The organism is Pseudomonas putida (assembly GCF_002741075.1).
Taxonomy (GTDB): Bacteria; Pseudomonadota; Gammaproteobacteria; order Pseudomonadales; family Pseudomonadaceae; genus Aquipseudomonas; species Aquipseudomonas putida_T.
This window is the reverse complement of sequence record NZ_CP016634.1, coordinates 532,875-555,143: the sequence shown is the minus strand read 5'-3', so window position 1 is coordinate 555,143 and position 22,269 is coordinate 532,875. Positions and strand designations below refer to the sequence as shown.

Sequence of the window (22,269 nt, the reverse complement as noted above, 5' to 3'; positions counted from 1 at the left end):
CGGGTTTGCCAGGCAAGGCGCCACGTTCCGTCGTAGCCAAGCTACGCCGAGCAATGGCAATGCAGCGAGGCAAGCCCTGGCGCCGAGGTGAAGTACTCGGCTCGACCACACCGGCCACCAGGCACCGCAAAACAGGACGCGTCGTCGCGACCACGGCAGGCTGGGCAACCGGCTGGTGCCGAATGTCGCTGGACACGGGGGTGGCCCGCCACCCTTTGCGCACCTTGGCACCGACCATGAGAAGTCGTGTGTGCCGAACGCCGTTTCCGGCAGCCCGGAAACCGACGGTACAACATGAAAAGAATGCTGATTAACGCAACTCAACCCGAAGAGTTGCGTGTAGCCCTGGTGGATGGCCAACGTCTCTACGACCTGGATATCGAATCCGGGGCGCGCGAGCAGAAGAAGGCCAACATCTACAAAGGCCGGATCACCCGGATCGAACCCAGCCTCGAAGCCGCTTTCGTCGACTTCGGCTCCGAACGTCACGGCTTCCTGCCGCTCAAGGAAATCTCCCGCGAATACTTCAAGAAGGCGCCCGAAGGCCGCGTCAACATCAAGGAAGTATTGAGCGAAGGCCAAGAGGTCATCGTCCAGGTCGAGAAGGAAGAGCGCGGCAACAAAGGCGCCGCCCTCACCACCTTCATCAGCCTGGCCGGTCGCTACCTGGTGCTGATGCCCAACAACCCACGCGCTGGTGGCATCTCCCGCCGCATTGAAGGCGAAGAGCGCAATGAGCTGCGCGAAGCCCTCAACGGCCTGACCGTCCCAGGCGACATGGGCCTGATCGTGCGCACCGCTGGCCTTGGCCGCAGCAGCGAAGAAATGCAGTGGGACCTCGACTACCTCCTGCAGCTGTGGACCGCCATCAAGGAAGCCTCCCAGGATCGCGCCGCACCTTTCCTGATCTACCAGGAAAGCAACGTCATCATCCGCGCCATCCGCGACTACCTGCGCCAGGACATCGGCGAAGTACTGATCGACAGCATCGACGCCCAGGAAGAAGCCCTGACCTTCATCCGCCAGGTCATGCCGCAGTACGCCAGCAAGGTCAAGCTTTACGAAGACAGCGTCCCGCTGTTCAACCGCTTCCAGATCGAAAGCCAGATCGAGACCGCCTTCCAGCGTGTGGTCGACCTGCCGTCCGGCGGCTCCATCGTTATCGACCCAACCGAGGCCCTGGTCTCCATCGACATCAACTCGGCGCGCGCCACCAAAGGCAGCGACATCGAGGAAACCGCCCTGCAGACCAACCTGGAAGCGGCCGAGGAAATCGCCCGCCAGCTGCGCCTGCGCGACATCGGCGGCTTGATCGTCATCGACTTCATCGACATGACCCCGGCCAAGAACCAGCGCGCCGTCGAAGAGCGTGTGCGTGAATGCCTCGAGGCCGACCGCGCCCGCGTCCAGGTTGGTCGCATCTCGCGCTTCGGCCTGCTTGAAATGTCCCGCCAGCGCCTGCGCCCATCCCTGGGTGAAAGCAGCGGCATCGTCTGCCCGCGCTGCTCCGGCACCGGCATCATCCGTGACGTCGAATCGCTGTCCCTGGCCATCCTGCGCCTGATCGAAGAAGAAGCACTGAAGGACCGTACCGCCGAGGTCCGCGCCCAGGTGCCGATCCCGGTTGCAGCCTTCCTGCTCAACGAAAAGCGCAATTCCATCACCAAGATCGAACTGCGTACCCGCGCACGCATCATCATCCTGCCGAACGATCACCTGGAAACCCCGCACTTCGAAGTCCAGCGCCTGCGCGACGACAATCCGGACGTGCTGAACAACCAGTCCAGCTACGAGATCGCCGCTACCGAAACCGAAGAGGCACCGCAGCCGACCGCCACTCGCACCCTGGTTCGCCAGGAAGCCGCGGTCAAGACCGCCCCGGCCCGCGCCAACGCACCCGTGCCGAGCACGCCCGAACCTGCGCCAGCCGCACCGGTCGCACCAGCGCCGAGCGCGCCGGAGCCAAGCCTGTTCAAAGGCCTGGTCAAGTCGCTGGTAAGCCTGTTCGCCGGCAAGGACGAACCCGTAGCCGCCCCGGTCGCCAACACCGAGAAGCCGGCTGCAGAGCGCCCACAGCGCAACGAAGAGCGCCGTAACGGTCGCCAACAGAGCCGCAACCGCAATGGCCGTCGCGACGAAGAACGCAAGCCGCGTGAAGAGCGCAGCGAGCGCGCCCCGCGTGAAGAGCGTCAACCACGTGAAGAGCGTGCACCACGCGAAGAGCGCGCACCTCGCGAGGAACGTGCTCCACGTGAAGAGCGCCAGCCACGTCAGCCACGCGAAGACCGCCGCGGCAACCGTGAAGAACGCGTGCGCGAACTGCGCGAGCCTCTGGATGCCACCCCTGTCGCCCGCGAAGAGCGTCAACCACGTGAAGAACGCGCCCCGCGCGAAGAGCGTGTAGCCCGCGAAGAACGCGTACCACGTGAAGAGCGCCAGCCACGCGAAGAGCGTCAGCCTCGTGAAGAACGTGCACCTCGTGAAGAACGCGCCCCACGCGAAGAGCGTGCTCCGCGTGAAGAACGCGCCCCACGTGAAGAACGTGCCGAGCGTGAAGAGCGTCAGCCTCGTCCACCTCGCGAAGAGCGCCAGCCTCGCCCTGCTGCCGAAGTTGCCGAGGCTGCCGAGGAACAACTGCCAAACGAAGAGCTGCTGCAGGATGAGCAACAGGACGGCGCCGATGGCGAACGCCCACGTCGCCGTTCCCGTGGCCAGCGTCGTCGTAGCAACCGTCGCGAGCGTCAACGCAATGCCGATGGCGAGCTGATCGAAGGCAGCGAAGACGAAGCCGCAAGCGATGAGCAACCGGCACAGCACCAGGCGACCGAGCTGGGTGCAGAGCTGGCCGCCGGCCTTGCCGTCACTGCCGCCGTCGCCTCCAGCAACATCAGTGCCGAAGCCGAAGCCCAGGCCAACCAACAGGCCGAACAGGCCACCACCGTGGTTGCCGAAGCCCAGGAAGTGACCCAGCCTGCCGAGCAGTTCGTCGAGCAGACCGTCCAGGCCGAAGAAGTCGCCATCGCGCCTGCGGTCGAGCAGCCGATCAGTGAACCTGTCGCAGTGGTAGAGCCGAGTGCCGAACCTGTGGTCGAAGTGGCCCCACAACCCGTCGTCGAAGCCCCTGCCGCCGAAGCGGTCGTCGAAGCGGCGGTCGTGGAATCCGGTGAAGTCGAGCAAGCCCCTGCCATCGAACAGGCTGCTGCGCCAGCACCGGTTGCCGAACAGGCTGTCGAGGTTGTCGAGGCCAAGCCAGAAGTGGCAGAGCCTGCTCCGGTAGCCGCCGAAACCGAAGCACAAGGGCAAGCAACGGCTCCGGTCGAGCCTGCCACTGTCATGCTGCCGAACGGCCGCGCACCGAATGACCCACGTGAAGTGCGTCGCCGCAAGCGTGAAGCCGAGGCCGCTGCCAAGGCTGCCGCCGAGTCACAGGCTATCGAAGCGCTGGAAACCACCGAAGAGCAGAAGCCTAACCACGGTTGATGCCATCGGTTGAATGAAAAAGCCCCGCCAGTGCGAACTGGCGGGGCTTTTTCATATCTGGAACAGTCATCGCGTGGCTGCGCAGCAGCCCGCAAGGATCAGTACAGGTTCGGCTCCATCTCCAACTCGACGCCAAAGCGTTCGAAGATATCTGCCTGGATCCTGCGCGCCAGGTCATGCAACTGCGCCCCGCTCGCCTGGCCATAATTCACCAGGACCAGCGACTGTAGGCGATGCACACCAGCATCCCCGTCCCGGTACCCCTTCCATCCCGCCTGCTCGATCAGCCAGCCCGCGGCCAGCTTCACGCTCCCATCGACTTGTGGATAAGCCACGACACTCGGGAAACGCTCACGGATTTGTTCGGCCAGTGCGGTCGGTACAACCGGGTTCTTGAAGAAGCTCCCGGCATTGCCCAACTCGGCCGGGTCAGGCAGCTTCTCTCTACGAATACTGCAGATGGCCTCGCTGATAGCCATGGCGGTCGGCGTCTGCACGCCCTGCTCCAACAGGCGTTGGCGAACCGGCCCGTAATCCAGGTGCGCATGCAGGGTACGACTGAGGGCGAAACGCACCCGCAGGATCAGCCAACGCCCAGGGTTGCGCTTGAATAGGCTGTCCCGGTAGGCGAAGGCGCATTCCTCCAGGGTAAAATCCCGCAATTCGCCGGTTTCCCGGTCCAGAGCGGTGAGGCCTGCGAATACGTCCTTGATCTCCACGCCATAGGCGCCGACATTCTGCATGGGCGCGGCGCCAACAGTGCCCGGGATCAGACTGAGGTTCTCCAGGCCACAAAAGCCCTGCGCCAGGCTCCATTGCACGAAGGGATGCCAAGGCTCACCGGCCTCGGCCTCGACCACGACATGATCACCATCGTCTTGCAGCACGCGCTTCCCATGGCTCGCCATGTGCAGCACCAGGGCGTCGACATCGCGGGTCAACAGCAGGTTGCTTCCCCCACCGATCACCAGCACCGGCACTTGTCGCTCGTCCGCGTCGGCCAGGGCCTGGCGAACCTGCGCATCGTCATGGACCTGGGTGAAGTAGCGCGCCTTCACGTCGATGCCAAAGGTGTTGTAGGGCTTGAGCGAGATCCATTCCTGCCAGCTCGTCATAACCGCCCCTTGATTTCCACGACCAGCTCCCGGCACGCCGCCTCGATCAGGTCCAGGACCTGTTCGAAACCTTCGGCACCACCGTAATAAGGGTCCGGCACCTCATCCAGGGCTGCACCGTAGCGGCGCAGGAACAGGTCGAGTTCACCGCCGGCAACGTGGGGACGCATGGCTTGGAGATGACCCAGATTACTCTTGTCCATCGCCAGGATCAGGTCGTACTCGGCAAAATGTTCTGCCTTGACCTGCTGGGCGCGCTGTCGGGACAAGTCATAGCCCCGCGCCAAGGCCGCGCGGCAGGTACGGCTGTCGGGCGCCTTGCCCACGTGCCAGTCACCGGTACCGGCCGAGGCCACTTGCACCTGCTCGGCAAGCCCCGCGGCCTGCAGTTGGTGACGCAATACGCCTTCGGCAGTCGGCGAACGACAGATATTGCCCAGGCAGACGAACAGAACGCGCATCAGGCCTCCAGCAAGCGCCGTACGCGCTCCAGGTCTTCAGGGGTATCCACGCCCACCGCCGGGGCCTCGATAGCGTCAGCGACGTGGATGCGCACGCCATGCCACAGCGCCCGCAATTGCTCCAGCGCCTCGGTCTGCTCCAGCCAGCAAGGGCCCCAGCTGACGAAGTCCTGGAGAAAGCCCACGCGGTAGGCGTACATACCGATATGACGGCGGTACGGGACACCTGCGGGGACGCTGTCGCGGCTCTTGGCAAACGCATCCCGGGCCCAAGGCAGCGGCGCCCGGCTGAAAGTCAGGGCCAGGCCATGCTTGTCGCTGACCACCTTGACCGCGTTGGGGTTGAACACGGTTTCGGGCTCGTTGATCGGCTCGGCCAGTGTGGCGATGCCCGCTTCCGGATGAGCCGCAAGATTGGCAGCCACCTGGTCGATGATCACCGGCGGAATCAGGGGCTCGTCACCCTGCACATTGACCACGATGGCATCGGCCGGCAGGCCCAGGCGCGCGGCCACCTCGGCGAGCCGGTCAGTGCCCGACTCGTGATCGGCGCGGGTCAGCAGGACCTCGGCACCGAAGGCCTGGCAAGCCTCGACGATAGTGACATCGTCGGTGGCAATGACCACGCGGCTGGCACCACTCTTGCGCGCCTGCTCCCAGACATGCTGAACCATTGGCTTGCCTGCAATCGGCAGCAGCGGCTTGCCCGGCAGGCGCGTGGAGCGCAGGCGGGCAGGAATCACCACAGTGAAGTTCAAGCTCATTTGTCCAGGCGCTCGTCGTCGGTCAGAGTGCGCGCTTCGCTTTCCAACATCACCGGGATGCCATCACGAATCGGATAGGCCAGGCCCGCGCCCTTGCTGATCAGCTCGGTCTTGTCGGCGCTGAGTTTGAGCGGGCCTTTGGTGATGGGGCAGGCCAGGATATCGAGCAGTTTGGTGTCCATGGAGACTTCCTTGAGGCCAGAGGCCGGAAAAAAGAAAAAGGCTCAGGGCTGGAGACGTTCGGGCAACAGGCGTTGCAATTGCCCGTCGAACCAGCGAGCGAAGGCCTGGGAGGGTACGGCGTCGACCGCCAGGTACCACCAGTCGTCGGCCGCGAAGGCCCGGCACTTCACTGCATCCTTCTCGGTCATCACCAGCGGCAGCGCCGGGCTGAACGCTAGGTTCTCGACGCTGAACTGCGCATGATCGGCAAAGGGATGCGGTATCGGCTGCCAGTTTAGCCCTTGCAATGTATTGAAGAAACGCTGTGGATTGCCGATGCCAGCCACGGCGTGCAATGCCTGGCCAGCAGGAAAGTGATCGAGCGGGCGGCGCTCGCCGCTGCGCAGGTTGACCAGGGCCGAGGGCCGTAGGCCGAAGGCGAAGTCGCCGTCCTGGTCCGCCTTGGCGCCGTTGTACAGCACCGCATCGGCCTCGGCCAGACGCTCGACCGGCTCACGCAACGGCCCCGCCGGCAAGCAGCGCCCATTACCCAGGCCACGGGCTGCATCGATCAGCACCAGTTCCAGATCACGCGCCAGACGGTAGTGCTGCATGCCATCGTCGCACAGGATCAGATCCACCGGCTCGCTGGCCAGCAACGCCTGCACGGCACGGGAGCGATCGGGGTCGATCATCAGGGGCACGCCTGTGCGCTGAACGATCAACAGCGGCTCATCACCGGCGTGCTGCGCGCTCTGGTCTGCCCGGACACGCCAGGGCAGGCTTGGCGGCGTTGCGCCATAGCCCCGGCTAACCACACCGACGCTGAGCCCGCGAAGGCGGCAATGTTCGATCAGCCAGAGGATCATCGGCGTTTTGCCGGTCCCGCCGACGGTGATATTACCCACCACGATCACCGGCACCGGTGCCCGGTAGCTGGCGCTATCACCACTGAGAAAACGCGCGCGTTTGCGCGTGACCACGCGCCGGTACAGGGACTCGAGCGGACGCAACAGTGCAAGCGCCGGGTGCCCGTCATACCAGGCCGCGAGCAGACGGTCACCGAAGGCCATCAGGGGGTACCCTGCGCAGCCTCGACGGTGGTCATGCGCAACTTGCTGAAGCCGAGCTTGCCGGCCGCATCCATTGCGGTGACCACAGCCTGGTGCGGCGTCTTGCCGTCCGCGCTGATCGCCAACGGCAGGGTGATATCCCCGCCCGACTCGCGCTCGATCGCCTCGGTGAGCGTGGCCAGATCGCTCTTGGGCAGTAGGTGATTGTTGACCGAATAGACGCCGTCCGCACTGATGGTGATTTCCACGAGCTTGCCCTCCTGCGCCGGCGCCTGGCTGGCACTGACGGCCTCGGGCAGCTCCACACGCAGTTGGGTCTCGCGAGTAAAGGTGGTGGTAACCACGAAGAACAGCAACAGGACGAACACCACATCGATCAGCGACGCCAGGTTGATGTCCACGCTTTCCCGTTGGCGGTTGCGCCGGAACTTCACGCCTTGCCTCCGGCCACTTCCACTTCGCGATCGCCCTGCAGCACCTCGACCAGCTTGATCGCCTCCTGCTCCATGCCGACCACCAGCTCATCGATGCGTCGCTGCAGGAAGCGATGGAAGAAGACCGCCGGGATCCCCACCATCAGACCGGCGGCGGTGGTGACCAGAGCCTTGGAAATACCGCCTGCGAGCACGGCCGGGTTGGCGGTCATCTGCGAGCCCATGAAGGCGCTGAAGATATCGATCATGCCCAACACCGTGCCCAGAAGGCCCAGCAAGGGGGCCATCGCAGCGATGGTGCCCAAGGTACCGACATAACGCTCCAGCTCGTGGATGACCCGGGATGCGGCCTCCTCGATGCACTCCTTCATGATCTCGCGACCATGGCGGGAGTTGGCCAGGCCCGCGGCGAGGATCTCGCCCAACGGTGAATCGGCGCGCAGGGCTTTGAGCTTGTCACTGGTCAGTTGCTTGTCCTTGATCCACATCCACACCTGGCCAAGCAGGTGTGGCGGGGTCACGCGACTGGCGCGCAGCGTCCACAGGCGCTCGGCGACGATAGCCATGGCGGCGATGGAGCTCAGAATGATCGGCAGCATCATCCAACCACCGGACTTGACCAATTCCCACACAGTAAGCATCCCCTTGAAAAAGGCCGCCACTCTACCATAGGACCGTGGGGGGCTCATCTGCCGAAGGTCAGGGAGTCGCCCGCTCATGCCATGAGAAACGATCGGGCAGATCATTGCACCAGCCGCCAGAATCGCCGCTGCGCCCGGACCCCCTCGACCTCGCCATGGCTGCCCAGGCGCAAGCGCAGCGCTCCCTCCAGCGCCGTGTCATGAACGCTCACTCCGTACCGTCGGTAACGCGCCACTACCTGGGGATGCGGATGGCCGAAGCCGTTGTAGCGCCCACGCGAAATCAACACCCCACGGGGCGCCATGGCGCGGATGAACGGCTCTGTGGATGAACTGCGGCTGCCATGGTGCGGCGCCTGCAACCAGTCGATGCGCGGCGCGTCGCTCGCGGCCAGCCAGGCCCGCTCGGCGCCGGCCTCCATGTCCCCAGCCAGCAACAGCCGCTCGCCGTGGGCCTGTACCAGCAGCACACAGGACCGCTCGTTGCCGGCCGGCCCCTGGGCCCACTGCCAGAGCATGAAGTCCACCCCGTCCCACTGCCAGCGTTCACCGCTGACGCAAGGTTGCGCCTGCAATGCCTGCGGCAACTGCCCAGGCTCACCCGCAAGCACCCTGCCCAGCGGCAGACCACGACCAATGGCCCCGGCGCCACCGGCATGATCGGCGTGACCATGGCTGATCAGCATCAGGTCCAGCTGCTTGACGCCCAGCTTGCGCAAAGTCGGCAACACCACACGTTCGCCCAGGTCCACCTCACCCTTGGCGGGGCCGGCATCGTACAGCAGGCTATGCGTGCGGGTTCGCAACAGCACCGCCAGGCCCTGCCCCACATCCAGTTGCAGGACATCGACCTGCCCCTGCGGCACCGGCTCCCGAGGCGCCCACAACGCCATCAGCATCACGCCCCCCAGGCCGCGCAGCGGCACGCCCCGGGGCAGCAACAGCAACAGCGCCCCCAGGCCAACCAGCAACCCTGCCAACGGCGTCAATGCCTGGGGCTCCCATGCCGGACGCCACTGTGCCAACAGCGCCAATTGCTGAAACAACACCTCCAACAATCCACCTGCCAACCACAGCAACAGCTCCCCGGGCTGACCCAATGGCAGCAACGCACTGCCCAGCAGCGCCAGCGGCAACACGGCAAAACTGACCCAGGGCACCGCCAGCAGGTTGGCCACCGGCGCCGTCAGACTGATCGGCAAGCCCAGCGCCAGCAACGCCGGCAACAGCCCCACTGCAACCCCCCATTGCGCCCGGCTCCAGGCCTGCCAAGGCCGCCAGCCGCCGAGGCGCCCGGCAAAGCAGAAAACCAGCACCGCCACGGCGGCGAATGACAGCCAGAACCCCGGCAGCAGGCTCGCCAACGGCTCGATCAGCAGTACGCCACACAGGGCCGCCAACAACGGCATGAGCGCCCCAAGCTGGCGAAAGCGCAGACGCCAGAGCAAAACCATCGCCAACATCAGGCAGGCGCGCTGCACAGGAACACCGAACCCGGCGAGCCCGCCATAACCCAGCGCCGAGACCAAGCTCAGCGCGCATGCCCAGGGCAACCACGGCAGTCGCAAGGGCCACAGGCCCAGGCGCGCCAGCCACGCCACCAAGCCATAGACCAGCCCAGCCACCAACCCAATGTGCTGGCCGGAGATCACCATCAGGTGCACCGTGCCGGTGGCCTGCAACGCCTGCCAGTCAGCGCGTGCAAGCCCTGAGCCATCCCCCAGCACCAATGCCGCCAGGGCGGCTTCACGCCCCTGCGCATCGACAGCCAGCAGGCGCTGGCGTAGAGCGCCGCGCCAGTTACTCGTGGCAGGCTCTAGCAACTGACCGGCCTTGACCGTGCCGACCGCACCGATCCGACGCGCCAGCAAAAGCGCTTCCCGATCGGGAGCATGAGGGTTGAGAAGCCCATGAGGACGCTTGAGCGTGACAGCCAGGCGCCAATGTTCGCCGGGCCTCGGTTGTTGTCCTTCGAACCAATTCAACTGGAGCCGCTGCGGCAGGACAGCACGGCGTGAAACAGCCTCTTCGAGTTCGAAGCCGACAGACCGACCCCGCTGCACCGGCAAGCCCACCACGCGGCCCTCCAGCCACAGCGTACGCCCATCCAGCGCAGCCTCCAGACGGTCATCCAGCGCTTGCTGCGCCGACCAACAGGCCCAGCTCAATCCGAGTAGAAAGCAGCCAACAGGCCTGGCCCTGCCAAAGAGGCAGAACATACCAAGCACCAGCATCGTCAGCAGCGCGCCGACCGATGGCAAAGCAGGTAGAAAACGCAGGCCCAACAGCCCGAGCGCGAGCGCGAACATCCCTGTGCGCATGAGATAGAGCTCCAGAAGCGAAACGGCCTTCTGAGGCTTAGCTGAAAAGTCGACCGACCTTGCTCAATAATTGTCACAAACTCTGAACAAGGTCGTCAGGCAAAAAAGGCATACTGGCCCTCTTCACCCCGCCGGGAGCGTACATGCCGCGCCGTCTATTCAAACGCTACATGCCGGATCCAACCAGCATTCGGGAACACAAGTCCTTACGCTTTTTCGGTAAGTTGCTGCACGATCCGAACCTCTGGCACCTGAACCGCCATTCGGTGGCGCGGGCCATGGGGGTGGGTCTGTTCGCGGCACTGATCCCCATGCCGATGCAGATGCTGCTGGCAGCCAGCCTGGCCATCCCACTGCGGGGCAACTTGCCAATCGCGGTCAGCCTGGTCTGGTTGACCAATCCACTGACCATGCCACCGGTCTTCTTCGTCACCTACATGACCGGCGCCTGGCTGATGCAGGTACCGCCGCGCAACCTGCCGGACGAAATCACCGTCCAGTGGGTCACGGACCAACTTTCGACGATCTGGCAGCCCTTCCTGCTGGGCTCGGTGGTGTGCGGGCTGGTGCTGGGCGTCTTCGCTTACTTCGCCACCATGCTGTACTGGCGCTGGTGGGTTGGCCGGCAGTGGCGCCGGCGCAAGGCCCAGGTGTCAGGCAAGCACGCCTCAGGCGCGCATGCCGCGGCCACTCACCAGCAGACGAACGCACAACAGATACAGCACGGCAGTGGCCACCAGCATGAAGGTGATCGCAGTGCCAATACGGATATCCGACACCCCTAGAATGCCGTAGCGGAACGAGTTGACCATGTGCAGTACCGGGTTCGCCAACGACACGGTCTGCCAGAACGGTGGCAGCAGGCTGATCGAATAGAACACCCCGCCGAGGTAGGTCAGCGGCGTCAGCACGAACGTTGGGATGATCGAGATATCGTCGAAGTTGCGCGCGAACACCGCGTTGACGAAGCCCAACAGCGAGAAAATGGTCGCGGTCAGCAACACCACCACCACGGTCACCCCCAGGTGATGGACCTGCAGGTGGGTGAAGAACATCGACAGGATGGTCACGATCACGCCGACGGCCAGGCCACGCAACACGCCCCCGAGCACATAGCCGACGAGAATGGTGTGCGGCGATACCGGCGAGACCATCAGCTCTTCGATCGAGCGCTGGAACTTGCTGCCAAAGAAACTCGAGACCACGTTGCCGTAGGAGTTGGTGATCACCGACATCATGATCAGCCCCGGCACGATGTACTCCATGTACGTGAAGCCGCCCATGTCGCCGATCTGCCGGCCGATGAGATTCCCGAAGATCACGAAGTACAGGACCATGGTGATCGCCGGCGGCAACAGGGTTTGCGGCCAGATGCGCAAGAAGCGCCGGACTTCACGGTAGACGATGGTGTTGAGGGCGACCCAGTTGGTGCGCAGGTCCAGGCTCATACCGCCACCTTCGACAGGTTTTTTTCCACCAGGGACACGAACAGCTCCTCGAGTCGGTTGGTCTTGTTGCGCAGGCTCTGCACTTCGATCTGCTGCAGTGCCAGTTGGCCGAACAGCGCGGTGATACCCATGGCTTTGTCCACCTGCACTTCCAGGGTGTGCGGCGTGATCAGTCGGCACGGGTAGCCCTGCAGCACCGGCGCCTGGGCAAGGTCCTGCTTGAGGTCGAGGACGAATGTTTCCACGTGCAGCTTGCCCAGCAGCTTACGCATGCTGGTGTTCTCGACGATGGTGCCGTGATCGATGATGCCGATGTTGCGGCACAGTTGCTCAGCTTCCTCCAGGTAATGGGTCGTCAGGATGATGGTGATGCCTTTCTGGTTAAGCTCGGTGAGAAAACTCCACATCGAACGGCGCAACTCGATATCCACACCCGCAGTTGGCTCATCGAGAATCAACAGGCGTGGTTCATGAATCAGCGCTCGGGCGATCATCAAGCGGCGCTTCATGCCGCCGGAGAGCGAGCGCGACTGCACGTCCCGCTTGTCCCACAGGCCCAATTGGGTCAGGTACTGTTCGGCGCGCTCCTTGGCAAGCTTGGGCGGGATGCCGTAGTACCCCGCCTGGGTGACCACGATGTCGAAGGTTTTCTCGAACTGGTTGAAGTTGAATTCCTGGGGCACCACGCCCAGGCAACGCTTGAGCGCGGCGGGGTCACGGTCCAGGTCATGCCCGAAGACATTCACCGTGCCGCTGGTCTTGTTGACGAGGGTCGAAAGGATCCCGATGGTGGTGGACTTGCCAGCGCCGTTGGGGCCGAGCAAGGCGAAGAAGTCGCCCTCGGCGACATCCAGGTCGATGCCCTTGAGGGCCTGGAAGCCGTTGCCGTAGGTCTTGGTCAGCTGTCGAATGGACAGGGCGGAACTCATAGCGGGTCAGGTACCGAGAAAAAGGGTTCAGGACACGCCAGGGCTGATCACTGGCGCAGTGAGTGCGACCAATGGTGCAAGCCTTGGCCACGCAAGTACAGTCATGTGTATCGATAATGACTATCGAACTGGCCGAGGTGTTCAGGTCAATGCCGTCATCACCGCAGCCTGGTACGCCGGGCGCTGGCGCAGACGCTCGTACCAGGCCCGCAAGTGGTGCATATCGGGTCGTTCGATCGGCATCTCGAACCAGGCGTAGATGAAACTGCCCAAGGGAATATCGCCCATGCCGATCTGCTGGCCGGACAGGTAAGGCTGGTGCGCCAGGGCCTGGTCGGCGATCGACAACAACTGCGCGCATTGCTTGTGGGCGGCATTGATCGCCACCCAGTCGCGCTGGTGCTCTGGCGTGCGCAGCAGGCCCCAGAACAACGGCCGGAAGGGCGTGGCGAAAGACGAGGTGGTCCAATCCATCCATTTGTCCGCCAGGGCGCGCTGGCGCGGGTCGTCCAGATACCAGCCCTGCTCGCGACCATACTGGGCGCACAGGTAGCGCACGATGGTATTGGATTCCCAAAGCACCAGCTCGCCATCTTCGAGCATAGGCACCAGGCCATTGGGATTGCGCGCCCGATAATACGGCTCGTCCACCACCCCGAAGGCGCCGCCAGCGTCTATCGCTTCGAAGTCCAGGCCCAGTTCATGGGCAATCCACAACGCCTTGCGCACATTGCTTGAATTCTTCCGGCCCCAGATCTTCAGCATGACAGCATCCTTTGGTATGCAGAGGGGCGATAGTCTACTCCAATCCACCCGCTGGTTTGGTGAAACACCCGACTGGGCTGAACGCTTGCTGCCATACCCTGTCACTGTTCAGGCCGAGCCGTCCCGCCAGGCAGGTCTAAGCTCTGTGGGATAGCTCGAACCCAATGTTCCATGGAGGAAGGACTATGTTGCTGCTGTGGTTAGTGGTGTTGGTGCTCGGTGCGGCTTACCTCACGCATCGGCGCCTGGCCCCTCTGAAGATCCTGGGGGCCGTCGCGGTGTACGTGTTGCTGATGGGCATCTGGGGGCATGCCCCGGGCTGGCTGTTGGCATTGATCTGGCTGGTGCTGGCCTTCAAGACCGCATTCCTGGTGTTGCCGCAATGGCGGCGCAAGCTGTTCACCGCCCCGGTGTTCCAGTGGTTCCGGCGCACATTGCCGCCCATGTCGCGGACCGAACGCGAAGCCATCGACGCCGGCACGGTCTGGTGGGATGGCCAACTCTTCAGCGGCCGCCCCGACTGGAATGTCTTGCTCGACTACCCGGCGGCCAAGCTGACCGACGAAGAGCAGGCCTTCATCGATGGCCCCACCGAGGCCCTCTGCGCCCTGGTCAGCGACTGGCAGGTCAGCCAGGATCTGGATCTGCCACCGCAGGCATGGGCACATATCAAGGCCCACGGTTTCTTCGCCCTGATCATCCCCAAGGCCTACGGCGGCAAGGGTTTCTCAGCCTATGCCCACTCCCAGATCGTGATGAAACTGGCTACCCGCAGCGCTGACCTGGCCTCGACGGTGATGGTGCCCAACTCTCTGGGCCCGGCCGAGCTGCTGTTGCACTACGGCACCGAAGAACAGCGCGATCATTACCTGCCACGCCTGGCCCGTGGCGAAGAAATCCCCTGCTTCGCCCTCACCGGTCCGCTGGCCGGCTCTGACGCCAGCGCCATGCCCGACACCGGCGTGATCTGCAAAGGCCAATGGCAAGGTGAAGAGGTGATCGGCCTGCGCCTGAACTGGGAAAAACGCTACATCACACTCGGCCCGATCGCGACGCTACTGGGCCTGGCGTTCAAGGCCTATGACCCGGATCACCTGCTGGGCGACACGGAGGATCTGGGCATCAGCCTGGCACTGGTGCCCACCGACACACCGGGTGTTGAAATCGGCAGGCGCCACTACCCGCTGGGCGCGGCCTTCATGAACGGCCCCAACAGCGGCAAGGATGTCTTCATACCGCTCGATTACCTCATCGGCGGCAAGGACATGCTCGGCAAAGGCTGGATGATGCTGATGAACTGCCTGTCCGTGGGGCGCTCCATTTCCCTGCCCGCGGGGGGCACGGGCGCGGCCAAGTACAGCAGCCTGGTGACCGGCCAGTACGCGCGCATTCGGGAGCAATTCAATGTACCGCTCGCGGCCTTCGAAGGCATCCAAGCCTCCCTGGCCCGCATTGGCGGCAATGCCTGGCTGGCCGACAGCGCCCGGATACTCACCGCCAAGGCCGTCGATCTGGGCGAAAAGCCCTCGGTGCTGTCGGCCATTCTCAAGTACCACCTCACCGAGCGTGGCCGCGAATGCATCCAGCACGCCATGGATGTGCACGGCGGCAAAGGCATCATCCTGGGCCCGAACAACTACCTGGCGCGCAACTGGATGGGCGCGCCGATCTCCATTACCGTCGAAGGGGCCAACATTCTTTCGCGCAACCTGATGATCTTCGGTCAGGGTGCGATCCGCTGCCATCCGTTCGTGCTCGATGAAATGGCCGTGGCTGGGCGCGAAGATGCTACCCAGGCCTTGTATGAGTTCGATGAGCTGCTGCTCAAGCACACCCTGTTCGCCGCTGGCAACGCCGCCAGCAGCCTGGTGCTGGGGTTGGGCCTGGGGCGCTTCGAACAGGTGCCGGGCGATGCCCTCAGCCAAGGCTATTTCCGCGCCCTGAACCGCCAGGCTGCGGCTTTCGCTCTGCTGGCAGACCTGTCGATGATGATGCTTGGCGGTGCGCTCAAGCGCCGCGAACGCCTCAGTGCCCGGCTGGGCGATGTACTGAGCTACCTGTATCTGGCTTCCGCGTCGCTAAAGCGCTACCACGACCTGGGTTCGCCTGAGCACCTGCAGCCCCTGCTTCGCTGGGCCCTGGAGGAAAGCTTGGGCCAGGCAGAGGCCGCGCTGGATCGGCTGCTCGACAATTTCCCCAACCGCTTCGTTGGCTGCGCCTTGCGCGTACTGGTCTTCCCTCTAGGCCGTCGCCACACCGGGCCAAGCGACGAACTGGACGCGGAAGTGGCAGAGCTGATCGGTCGACGCAAGGGCGACCCGGCGCTCGAAGAGTTGCTGAACGGGTGCTTCCGCCCACAGGCCGACGCCGACCCCGTGGCAGCCTTGCAACGGGCCAGCGACCTGCTGGAGGAGTGCGCGCCGCTTCACAAAGCGCTGCACGAGGCGATCAAGCACAGCAAGGTCCACCCCGCTCCCGGCCAGTCAGCGATAGACGCGGCCGTGGAAGCTGGCGTATTGCAGGCATCCGAGGGGCAGCGCCTGCGCGAGGCAGAGGCTGCGCGGCGACGAGTGATCGATGTGGATGCATTCGACAAGGAGGCGCTACGCCCTATGCAAGGCACGGTACGCTGACCTCATGACGCACGGGCCATGTTGACCGACTTGCTCAGCACGGCCCGCGCAACCGGCGTATACTCCGCCCCCGTTTCAGCCATACCGAGGACCCTTTCCATGGCCAACCCGCATCTGGAATATCACCTGCAACTGCTTCAGCACCTGCGCACCATTCTGGTCGCCCTGGGTGAAGCCGAGCAGGTGCCGGAAGAGAGCCACGCCCTGTTCCTCGAACGCTTCGATGAACTGCTCACCCTGCTGCCGCAGGACCCACTGGAAAGCCAGTACCTGGGCCAGGATCTGATTTGCCAGGTCATTCAGCGCTACCCACAGATCGCTCACCTGGTACCACGAGATCTTCTGTGGTTCTTCGGCGGCGATTGCCTGCACTTCATGCCCGATGAAGAGCTGGACATGTACCAGCAACTCGAAGACCTGCGCTACGAAGCTGAACAAAACGGCGAGGCTTTCGACTGGAACCAGCAAAAACAACTGCTGAGTCTGCCGGAACAAACGCCGAAGCACTGACGACATCCATTAGGGCAAGCACACGCTTGCCCTGCCCCCTCAAACGGGAACGCAGGGGCTAATCCAGAAAAATGGGCAAAAAAAACGCCCTCTCGTCTGAGAGGGCGTTTTCGATTTGGAGCGGGAAACGAGACTCGAACTCGCGACCCCGACCTTGGCAAGGTCGTGCTCTACCAACTGAGCTATTCCCGCAATTTTGTAGCAAACCGCTGTTTGGCATGAAGCGCCGTTTTGGCCTTCACCACCGCTGCATCGCTAACGACACAGTTTGAAGATTGGAGCGGGAAACGAGACTCGAACTCGCGACCCCGACCTTGGCAAGGTCGTGCTCTACCAACTGAGCTATTCCCGCAAATGGCGTCCCCTAGGGGACTCGAACCCCTGTTACCGCCGTGAAAGGGCGGTGTCCTAGGCCACTAGACGAAGGGGACATACCCGACGCTTTTCAGCGTACCAGCACATTGCCTTTCGACAGCGACTGGATTTTTAGAGCTCTGCCAAAGGCAAAACTCAAGAAAACTGGAGCGGGAAACGAGACTCGAACTCGCGACCCCGACCTTGGCAAGGTCGTGCTCTACCAACTGAGCTATTCCCGCATTGGCGTCCCCTAGGGGACTCGAACCCCTGTTACCGCCGTGAAAGGGCGGTGTCCTAGGCCACTAGACGAAGGGGACACACTACAACTTTTCACTCCCTGCTGCGCTTTGCTGTGAGCTTTACGCTGCAAGTGGCGCGCATTCTATGGATGCCTTGAAGGGTCGTCAACCCCTTTATGGAAATTTATTTAAATCAATGACTTCCAGCGACAGGAAGGCAACGGGCATCATGCGCCCAACGACTGGCGTTGATTTTTTGACAGCAGGTCGGCAAGCTCGTGGCAAAGTGCTAGCAGAACAATTCGCAATCCCGTCGGATGGGTCTACCCGGCCACAGGCGAACTCTCCTACACTCAAGTCGGAAAACATCTATTTGACGAGGCGTTAACGGTGACACCACTCCTGATCACCTTGCTCATCGTGGCAGGTATCGCGCTACTGATCGTGATCGGCTATCTCAACAATGTCGTGGAAAACGCCAAGCTTGAGCGCGCTCGCCTGAAGATAGAACTGGCCGAACGCCTGCGCCGCTGTGGCGAAATCAGCGAAACCTTCCCCCGGCAGCTGATGACGCCGGCCCTCAAGACACTGCTGACCCGCCTGGAGCTCAACCTCTATCAGCGTCAATTGGCGCTGGACAAGCACAACACCGAAATCAAAGAGCGCATCAGCGAGCTGGAAAGCTTGGTTGCCCAAGGCGACGGCATTGCGATCAACAACCCGCCCAGCCCGATCCAGACCGAGGCCAAGGCCAAGGAAGTCCGTTTTCTCCTGGAGTCGCTGCACAACCAGATCGTGCGCGCCACCCAGGAAGGTTTCCTGCAGACGAACGAAGGCAAGTATTGGGTCAAAGAGATTCGCCACCTACTGGTCCTGCTGCACATCGAGTTCTTCAACAACCTAGGCCAGCAAGCCCTGCAGCAGAACCAGCCTGGCCAGGCGCGGCTGGCTTTCGACCGGGGCGTGCAATACCTGCGCAAACAGCAGGACCCCAAGCAGTACGATGAACAACGCATCTACCTGGAAAAACTTCTGGCCCGCGCCGACGCCCTGGTGAAGGATCAGATGGAGCCTGCCGAAAACGACGAAAATGCGCTGACCCAAGGCTTGAAGACCGACGAAAGCGAAAACTGGAAAAAGAAAGCCCTTTACGATTGAGTGCGTGATCACTCCGACCGCTTCGTCAACCCTGCTCGTCGCGCCAAGCAAGTAACGCGTTCGATGTTCACGCGCTTGCAAAGATCACCACCAACCCTGTGGGGTTTACCCGCGAAGAAGTCTCCATGGGGCCAGACAGTTGCCCCCACAAAAAGCACCAAAGACAAGGGGCCTTCACAGGCCCCTTGTCGTTTTCAGCAGTCCGTCAACTCAAGGAAGATCGCCGCCAGGCGCTCCAGCCCGGTCTGGTCCGCCTCGCTGAACCGCGCCAGCTTCGGGCTGTCCAGGTCCAGCACGCCAATCAACCTGCCCGCCTTCACCAGCGGAATCACCAGTTCGCTGTTGGAAGCGCTGTCACAGGCGATATGCCCCGGGAAGGCATGCACATCTTCGACCCGCTGGGTCTGACGCGATGCCGCGGCCGCGCCGCACACACCCTTGCCGAACGGAATACGCACGCAGGCCACCTGCCCCTGGAACGGGCCAAGCACCAATTGCTCGTCGCGGTTGAGATAGAAACCAGCCCAGTTCAGGTCCTCCACCTGGTGGTAGAGAAACGCAGAAAACTGCGCGGCATTGGCGATGAAGTCGCGCTCATCGGCGAACAGCGCCTGCACTTGCGCGGCCAGCAGGTCATAGCCATCGAGGCCGGAGCCGCTGGCGTTGAGGTCGATCATTGTTTCTGCTCCAACAATTGCCGCCCGACCCAATAGCGGGCGTACTGATAGGCACAACGGCCATTACGGTCGCCGCGGCCGGACGACCGGCGCACGACGAATTTGTCCAGGGCTTCGCACGACGCCAGCCCACGATTCAGGTGCAGTTGAACGCTCCCGTCATTGGCGATATGGCGCTGTCCAACAGCGTCCGATGAAGGGGTGATGAACCTGAAACCAAACGCAGCGCCGCGAGTTGCCGGGCTGTATCGGCTATGCTTGCGCAGCGCAAGGGACGTAAACCGGCTCGGACTCCATGGATATCAAGTTCACCAATCGCCTGTCATACAAGCAAGCCCGGTTGACAGTCCTGGTCGGCTTCATCCTGGGGGCGCTGCTCAGCCTCGTGCAGATCGGCATCGATTATGCCAGCGAAGACGCGTCCATCAACCGCGAAGTGCAGGCGCTGCTGCAAATCAGCCACGATCCGCTGTCGCGCATCACCTATAACATCGACGCTGAGCTTGCCGAAGAGTTGATCGGCGGGCTGCTGCAATCGCCTGCGGTGATCCGCGCCCGCCTGGTCGACAACAACGACACGGTATTGGCCGATGCCAGCCGCCCCCGCCTGGAAGACCGTTACCGACCGCTGAGCGATTTCCTGTTCGGCGAACAACGCCAGTTCCAAGAACGCCTGTTCCTGTCCAACCTCCCTCACGAATACCTCGGCACCCTGTACCTGGACGTCGACACCTATGCCTTTGGCGGCCGCTTCCTGGACCGCGCGGGCGTCACCCTGGTCAATGGTTTCGCCCGCAGCCTGGTACTGGCTGGCATTCTTCTGGCGCTGTTCTACATGATGCTGACCAAGCCTCTGGTGACAGTGATCGCCGCCCTCAGCGGCAGCGACCCGCGCCACCCTCACCAAGGGCGCCTGACGTGCCCCCATGGCCATGAGCAGGATGAGATCGGCGTCCTGGTCAAGGTCGCCAATCAGCAGTTCGTCAGCATGTCCACCGAAATCCAGCAGCGTCGCAATGCCGAAAACCGCCTGACCGAGTACCTCAACGAGCTGGAGGACATCGTTTCGGCCCGCACCGACGAGCTCAAGGCCAGCAACAACCGCCTGAGCCAGTCCAACCAGGAGCTGGAACACGCGCGTCAGCAGGCGCTGGACATGGCCCAGGCCAGAGCTGCGTTCCTGGCCAACATGAGCCATGAGATCCGCACGCCGCTCAATGGCATGCTCGGCATGATTTCCCTGGCCCTGGACAGCCCCCTGGCCGCAGAACAACGCCAACAGCTGTCCATCGCCCACGACTCGGGCAAGGTGTTGGTGGAGCTGCTCAACGATATCCTCGACCTGTCCAAGTTCGATGCTGGGCAGTTGGAACTCGAACGCATCCCTTTCGACATGGGCGCGATGGTCGAAGACACTGCCAATCTGCTGTCACAGAACGCGGCGGCCAATGTCGAACTGACCTGTCTGATCAGCCCCCATTTTCCCAGCACGGTGTTAGGCGATCCGACCCGGGTGCGGCAGATCGTCAGCAATCTGTTGTCCAACGCCCTCAAGTTCACCCGTTTCGGCCGGGTCGATGTACGCCTGGCGCCGATTGTCGGAGGCGTGCGCCTGGAGGTGTGTGACACCGGCATCGGCATCCCCGAACAGGCCCAAGCGCGCATTTTCCAGCCCTTCACCCAGGCCGGCGCCGGCATCACCCGCCAGTACGGCGGCACAGGGCTAGGCCTGGCGCTGACCCACAACCTGTGCAAGGCCATGCAAGGCCACCTGCACATCGACTCCGAGACGGGCTTTGGCAGCCGCTTCACGGCTGAACTGCCGCTGCTTCCACATACCGAGGCCATCCCGCCTGCCCCCTTGCACGGGCGCATCGCCGTGCTGAGCAACGCCGCCAGCGGCCTGACCGAACTGCTGCACAAGCTGCTGCCCGGCTGGGGGCTGTCGTACCACGGCTTCGATGATGCTGTGCAGGCCGCCGGTGCTGCCCCCGACCTCGTGATCACCGACGATGTGGAACACCTGGACGCCCTGCGCCCCACCCTGAAGGCACCGATCCTGCTGGTGACCGCGTACGGCAACTTCCTCACCCAGGAACACGCCACTCAACTGGCACCGCTGCTACAACTGGCGCGCCCCCTGGCACGCAACACCCTGTACCAGACACTGCGCCGCGCACTTGAGGGTACCGAAGTCGACGCTCCCCTGCCCCACCAGCAGGTTCAGTCCCAGCAACGACGGGCACGCGTCCTGTTGGTGGAGGACAACCCGGTCAACCAACTGGTGGCCAAAGGCATGCTGGTCAAGCTCGGTTGCCAGGTTCTGCTCGCCACCCAGGGCGTCGAGGCCCTGGAGCGACTGGAACAGGAGGCGGTGGACATGGTGCTGATGGACTGCAACATGCCAGTGATGGACGGCTACGAGGCCAGCCGGCGCATCCGCCAGGACGGACGCTGGTCAGAGCTGCCGATCGTTGCCCTGACCGCCAACGCAATGCCCGAGGAGCGCGAGCGTTGCCGCGCCGCCGGCATGAACGATTACCTGGCCAAGCCGTTTCGCCGCGAGGAACTGCTGGCGTTGATCGACCACTGGGTGCCGCTCAGCGACTGAGCAAGGCCTCGATCGATGCCTTGAGCGCCTCGGGCTTGGTGTTGGGAGCGTAGCGTGTGACCTTGCCGCTGGCCGGGTCCACGAGGAATTTGGTGAAATTCCACTTGATCCGCTGCGTACCCAGGATGCCCGGGGCGCGCTTTTTCAGTTCGACGAACAACGGATGAGCATCCGGGCCGTTGACCTCGATCTTGCGAAACAACGGAAAGCTCACGCCGAAATTGCGCTCGCAGAACTGCGCGATATCCAGCGCGTCTCCGGGCTCCTGCTTGCCGAATTGGTTGCAGGGGAACCCCAGAATCATCAGCCCGCGCTCGCGGTATTGCTTCCACAACTGCTCCAGGCCCTTGTACTGGGGCGTGAAACCGCACTGGCTGGCGGTGTTGACCACCAGCAGCGCCTTGCCCGGGAAATCGCCCAGCACCTTCTGCTCGCCATTCAAGGTGACGCAGCGGATGTTCTTCAGCGTATCGGCCATCGCAGGTCTCCGG

General features: G+C 63.2%; 18 protein-coding genes, 5 tRNA genes and 2 pseudogenes. 6 read left to right on the top strand and 19 right to left on the bottom strand.

Features of this window, described 5'->3' with window-relative positions; translation table 11 throughout:
- The first annotated feature begins 294 nt into the window (after positions 1 to 294).
- Positions 295 to 3,480 (top strand): ribonuclease E, encoded by a 3,186-nt coding sequence (gene rne / locus IEC33019_RS02995; protein WP_070092590.1) that lies wholly within the window; start codon positions 295 to 297, stop codon positions 3,478 to 3,480.
- Positions 3,481 to 3,578: 98 nt separating this feature from the next.
- Here rne and murB read toward each other — a convergent pair whose 3' ends face one another.
- The 8 genes from murB to IEC33019_RS02955 form a co-directional block, all read right to left on the bottom strand.
- On the bottom strand, positions 3,579 to 4,595 hold the full coding sequence (gene murB, locus IEC33019_RS02990) for a UDP-N-acetylmuramate dehydrogenase (protein WP_070092591.1): 1,017 nt from the start codon (positions 4,593 to 4,595) through the stop codon (positions 3,579 to 3,581).
- A complete protein-coding gene (locus tag IEC33019_RS02985; protein ID WP_070092592.1) occupies positions 4,592 to 5,056 on the bottom strand; it encodes a low molecular weight protein-tyrosine-phosphatase in 465 nt (154 codons plus the stop codon). The genes murB and IEC33019_RS02985 overlap by 4 nt, the downstream gene beginning before the upstream one ends.
- Positions 5,056 to 5,820: a 3-deoxy-manno-octulosonate cytidylyltransferase gene (kdsB, locus tag IEC33019_RS02980; RefSeq protein WP_070092593.1), complete on the bottom strand. Its 765-nt coding sequence runs from the start codon at positions 5,818 to 5,820 to the stop codon at positions 5,056 to 5,058. Before kdsB ends, IEC33019_RS02985 begins: the two co-directional genes overlap by 1 nt.
- A complete protein-coding gene (locus IEC33019_RS02975; protein ID WP_003247142.1) occupies positions 5,817 to 6,002 on the bottom strand; it encodes a Trm112 family protein in 186 nt (61 codons plus the stop codon). Before IEC33019_RS02975 ends, kdsB begins: the two co-directional genes overlap by 4 nt.
- 42 nt (positions 6,003 to 6,044) lie before the next feature.
- On the bottom strand, positions 6,045 to 7,055 hold the full coding sequence (gene lpxK, locus IEC33019_RS02970) for a tetraacyldisaccharide 4'-kinase (RefSeq protein WP_070092594.1): 1,011 nt from the start codon (positions 7,053 to 7,055) through the stop codon (positions 6,045 to 6,047).
- Positions 7,055 to 7,489: an ExbD/TolR family protein gene (locus tag IEC33019_RS02965; protein ID WP_070092595.1), complete on the bottom strand. Its 435-nt coding sequence runs from the start codon at positions 7,487 to 7,489 to the stop codon at positions 7,055 to 7,057. The genes lpxK and IEC33019_RS02965 overlap by 1 nt, the downstream gene beginning before the upstream one ends.
- Complete coding sequence (locus tag IEC33019_RS02960; RefSeq protein WP_070092596.1) at positions 7,486 to 8,121, bottom strand: MotA/TolQ/ExbB proton channel family protein; 636 nt, start codon at positions 8,119 to 8,121, stop codon at positions 7,486 to 7,488. Before IEC33019_RS02960 ends, IEC33019_RS02965 begins: the two co-directional genes overlap by 4 nt.
- A gap of 110 nt (positions 8,122 to 8,231) precedes the next feature.
- Entirely contained in the window at positions 8,232 to 10,451 is a 2,220-nt protein-coding gene (locus IEC33019_RS02955; protein WP_070092597.1) for a DNA internalization-related competence protein ComEC/Rec2, read from the bottom strand.
- 143 nt (positions 10,452 to 10,594) lie between these two features.
- Here IEC33019_RS02955 and IEC33019_RS02950 point away from each other — a divergent pair, with 143 nt between their 5' ends.
- Positions 10,595 to 11,236: a DUF2062 domain-containing protein gene (locus IEC33019_RS02950; RefSeq protein WP_139139875.1), complete on the top strand. Its 642-nt coding sequence runs from the start codon at positions 10,595 to 10,597 to the stop codon at positions 11,234 to 11,236.
- Here IEC33019_RS02950 and IEC33019_RS02945 read toward each other — a convergent pair.
- From IEC33019_RS02945 to IEC33019_RS02935, 3 genes are all read right to left on the bottom strand, one after another.
- The gene (locus IEC33019_RS02945) at positions 11,120 to 11,899 is read right to left on the bottom strand and encodes an ABC transporter permease (RefSeq protein ID WP_070092598.1); all 780 of its coding nucleotides are present in this window, start codon (positions 11,897 to 11,899) and stop codon (positions 11,120 to 11,122) included. The genes IEC33019_RS02950 and IEC33019_RS02945 overlap by 117 nt on opposite strands.
- A complete protein-coding gene (locus IEC33019_RS02940; RefSeq protein WP_070092599.1) occupies positions 11,896 to 12,828 on the bottom strand; it encodes an ABC transporter ATP-binding protein in 933 nt (310 codons plus the stop codon). The genes IEC33019_RS02945 and IEC33019_RS02940 overlap by 4 nt, the downstream gene beginning before the upstream one ends.
- A gap of 141 nt (positions 12,829 to 12,969) precedes the next feature.
- The gene (locus IEC33019_RS02935; protein WP_070092600.1) at positions 12,970 to 13,593 is read right to left on the bottom strand and encodes a glutathione S-transferase; all 624 of its coding nucleotides are present in this window, start codon (positions 13,591 to 13,593) and stop codon (positions 12,970 to 12,972) included.
- Between the two features lie 185 nt (positions 13,594 to 13,778).
- Between IEC33019_RS02935 and IEC33019_RS02930 the strand changes: the two genes are divergently transcribed.
- A complete protein-coding gene (locus IEC33019_RS02930) occupies positions 13,779 to 16,226 on the top strand; it encodes an acyl-CoA dehydrogenase (protein WP_099593024.1) in 2,448 nt (815 codons plus the stop codon).
- Between the two features lie 99 nt (positions 16,227 to 16,325).
- Positions 16,326 to 16,736: a PA2817 family protein gene (locus IEC33019_RS02925; RefSeq protein ID WP_070092602.1), complete on the top strand. Its 411-nt coding sequence runs from the start codon at positions 16,326 to 16,328 to the stop codon at positions 16,734 to 16,736.
- Between the two features lie 116 nt (positions 16,737 to 16,852).
- Here the strand turns inward: IEC33019_RS02925 and IEC33019_RS02920 are convergent.
- The 5 genes from IEC33019_RS02920 to IEC33019_RS02900 form a co-directional block, all read right to left on the bottom strand.
- Positions 16,853 to 16,928 (bottom strand) — tRNA-Gly (locus tag IEC33019_RS02920).
- 84 nt (positions 16,929 to 17,012) lie between these two features.
- Positions 17,013 to 17,088, bottom strand: a tRNA-Gly gene (locus IEC33019_RS02915).
- Between the two features lie 3 nt (positions 17,089 to 17,091).
- Positions 17,092 to 17,167: transfer RNA gene (locus IEC33019_RS02910), tRNA-Glu, on the bottom strand.
- Positions 17,168 to 17,256: 89 nt separating this feature from the next.
- Positions 17,257 to 17,332: transfer RNA gene (locus IEC33019_RS02905), tRNA-Gly, on the bottom strand.
- Between the two features lie 2 nt (positions 17,333 to 17,334).
- A tRNA-Glu gene (locus IEC33019_RS02900) sits at positions 17,335 to 17,410 on the bottom strand.
- Positions 17,411 to 17,722: 312 nt separating this feature from the next.
- On the opposite strand from IEC33019_RS02900, the gene IEC33019_RS02895 reads away from it, so the two are divergent.
- Positions 17,723 to 18,490, top strand: a complete 768-nt coding sequence (locus IEC33019_RS02895; protein ID WP_070092603.1) for a hypothetical protein — start codon at positions 17,723 to 17,725, stop codon at positions 18,488 to 18,490.
- 194 nt (positions 18,491 to 18,684) lie between these two features.
- Here the strand turns inward: IEC33019_RS02895 and IEC33019_RS02890 are convergent, their stop codons facing one another.
- On the bottom strand, positions 18,685 to 19,167 hold the full coding sequence (locus IEC33019_RS02890) for a GAF domain-containing protein (RefSeq protein WP_070092604.1): 483 nt from the start codon (positions 19,165 to 19,167) through the stop codon (positions 18,685 to 18,687).
- Positions 19,164 to 19,283, bottom strand: a pseudogene (locus IEC33019_RS02885) (AAA family ATPase); the annotation flags it as partial. The pseudogene IEC33019_RS02885 and the gene IEC33019_RS02890, both read right to left, overlap by 4 nt.
- 138 nt (positions 19,284 to 19,421) lie before the next feature.
- Between IEC33019_RS02885 and IEC33019_RS02880 the strand changes: the two are divergent.
- Positions 19,422 to 21,778, top strand: a pseudogene (locus tag IEC33019_RS02880) (response regulator).
- Here the strand turns inward: IEC33019_RS02880 and IEC33019_RS02875 are convergent.
- A complete protein-coding gene (locus IEC33019_RS02875) occupies positions 21,768 to 22,256 on the bottom strand; it encodes a glutathione peroxidase (protein ID WP_070092607.1) in 489 nt (162 codons plus the stop codon). The pseudogene IEC33019_RS02880 and the gene IEC33019_RS02875 sit on opposite strands and share 11 nt — an antisense overlap.
- Positions 22,257 to 22,269 lie beyond the last annotated feature (13 nt).

Bases quoted from the DNA above. Each gene is read 5' to 3' on its own strand.
- murB (WP_070092591.1), bottom strand. From the start codon at position 4,595: ATGACGAGCTGGCAGGAATGGATCTCGCTCAAGCCCTACAACACCTTT.
- rne (WP_070092590.1), top strand. From the start codon at position 295: ATGAAAAGAATGCTGATTAACGCAACTCAACCCGAAGAGTTGCGTGTA.
- IEC33019_RS02925 (WP_070092602.1), top strand. From the start codon at position 16,326: ATGGCCAACCCGCATCTGGAATATCACCTGCAACTGCTTCAGCACCTG.
- IEC33019_RS02875 (WP_070092607.1), bottom strand. From the start codon at position 22,256: ATGGCCGATACGCTGAAGAACATCCGCTGCGTCACCTTGAATGGCGAG.
- kdsB (WP_070092593.1), bottom strand. From the start codon at position 5,820: ATGAGCTTGAACTTCACTGTGGTGATTCCTGCCCGCCTGCGCTCCACG.
- IEC33019_RS02985 (WP_070092592.1), bottom strand. From the start codon at position 5,056: ATGCGCGTTCTGTTCGTCTGCCTGGGCAATATCTGTCGTTCGCCGACT.
- IEC33019_RS02935 (WP_070092600.1), bottom strand. From the start codon at position 13,593: ATGCTGAAGATCTGGGGCCGGAAGAATTCAAGCAATGTGCGCAAGGCG.
- IEC33019_RS02930 (WP_099593024.1), top strand. From the start codon at position 13,779: ATGTTGCTGCTGTGGTTAGTGGTGTTGGTGCTCGGTGCGGCTTACCTC.
- IEC33019_RS02950 (WP_139139875.1), top strand. From the start codon at position 10,595: ATGCCGCGCCGTCTATTCAAACGCTACATGCCGGATCCAACCAGCATT.
- IEC33019_RS02975 (WP_003247142.1), bottom strand. From the start codon at position 6,002: ATGGACACCAAACTGCTCGATATCCTGGCCTGCCCCATCACCAAAGGC.
- IEC33019_RS02890 (WP_070092604.1), bottom strand. From the start codon at position 19,167: ATGATCGACCTCAACGCCAGCGGCTCCGGCCTCGATGGCTATGACCTG.
- lpxK (WP_070092594.1), bottom strand. From the start codon at position 7,055: ATGGCCTTCGGTGACCGTCTGCTCGCGGCCTGGTATGACGGGCACCCG.
- IEC33019_RS02955 (WP_070092597.1), bottom strand. From the start codon at position 10,451: ATGCGCACAGGGATGTTCGCGCTCGCGCTCGGGCTGTTGGGCCTGCGT.
- IEC33019_RS02940 (WP_070092599.1), bottom strand. From the start codon at position 12,828: ATGAGTTCCGCCCTGTCCATTCGACAGCTGACCAAGACCTACGGCAAC.
- IEC33019_RS02945 (WP_070092598.1), bottom strand. From the start codon at position 11,899: ATGAGCCTGGACCTGCGCACCAACTGGGTCGCCCTCAACACCATCGTC.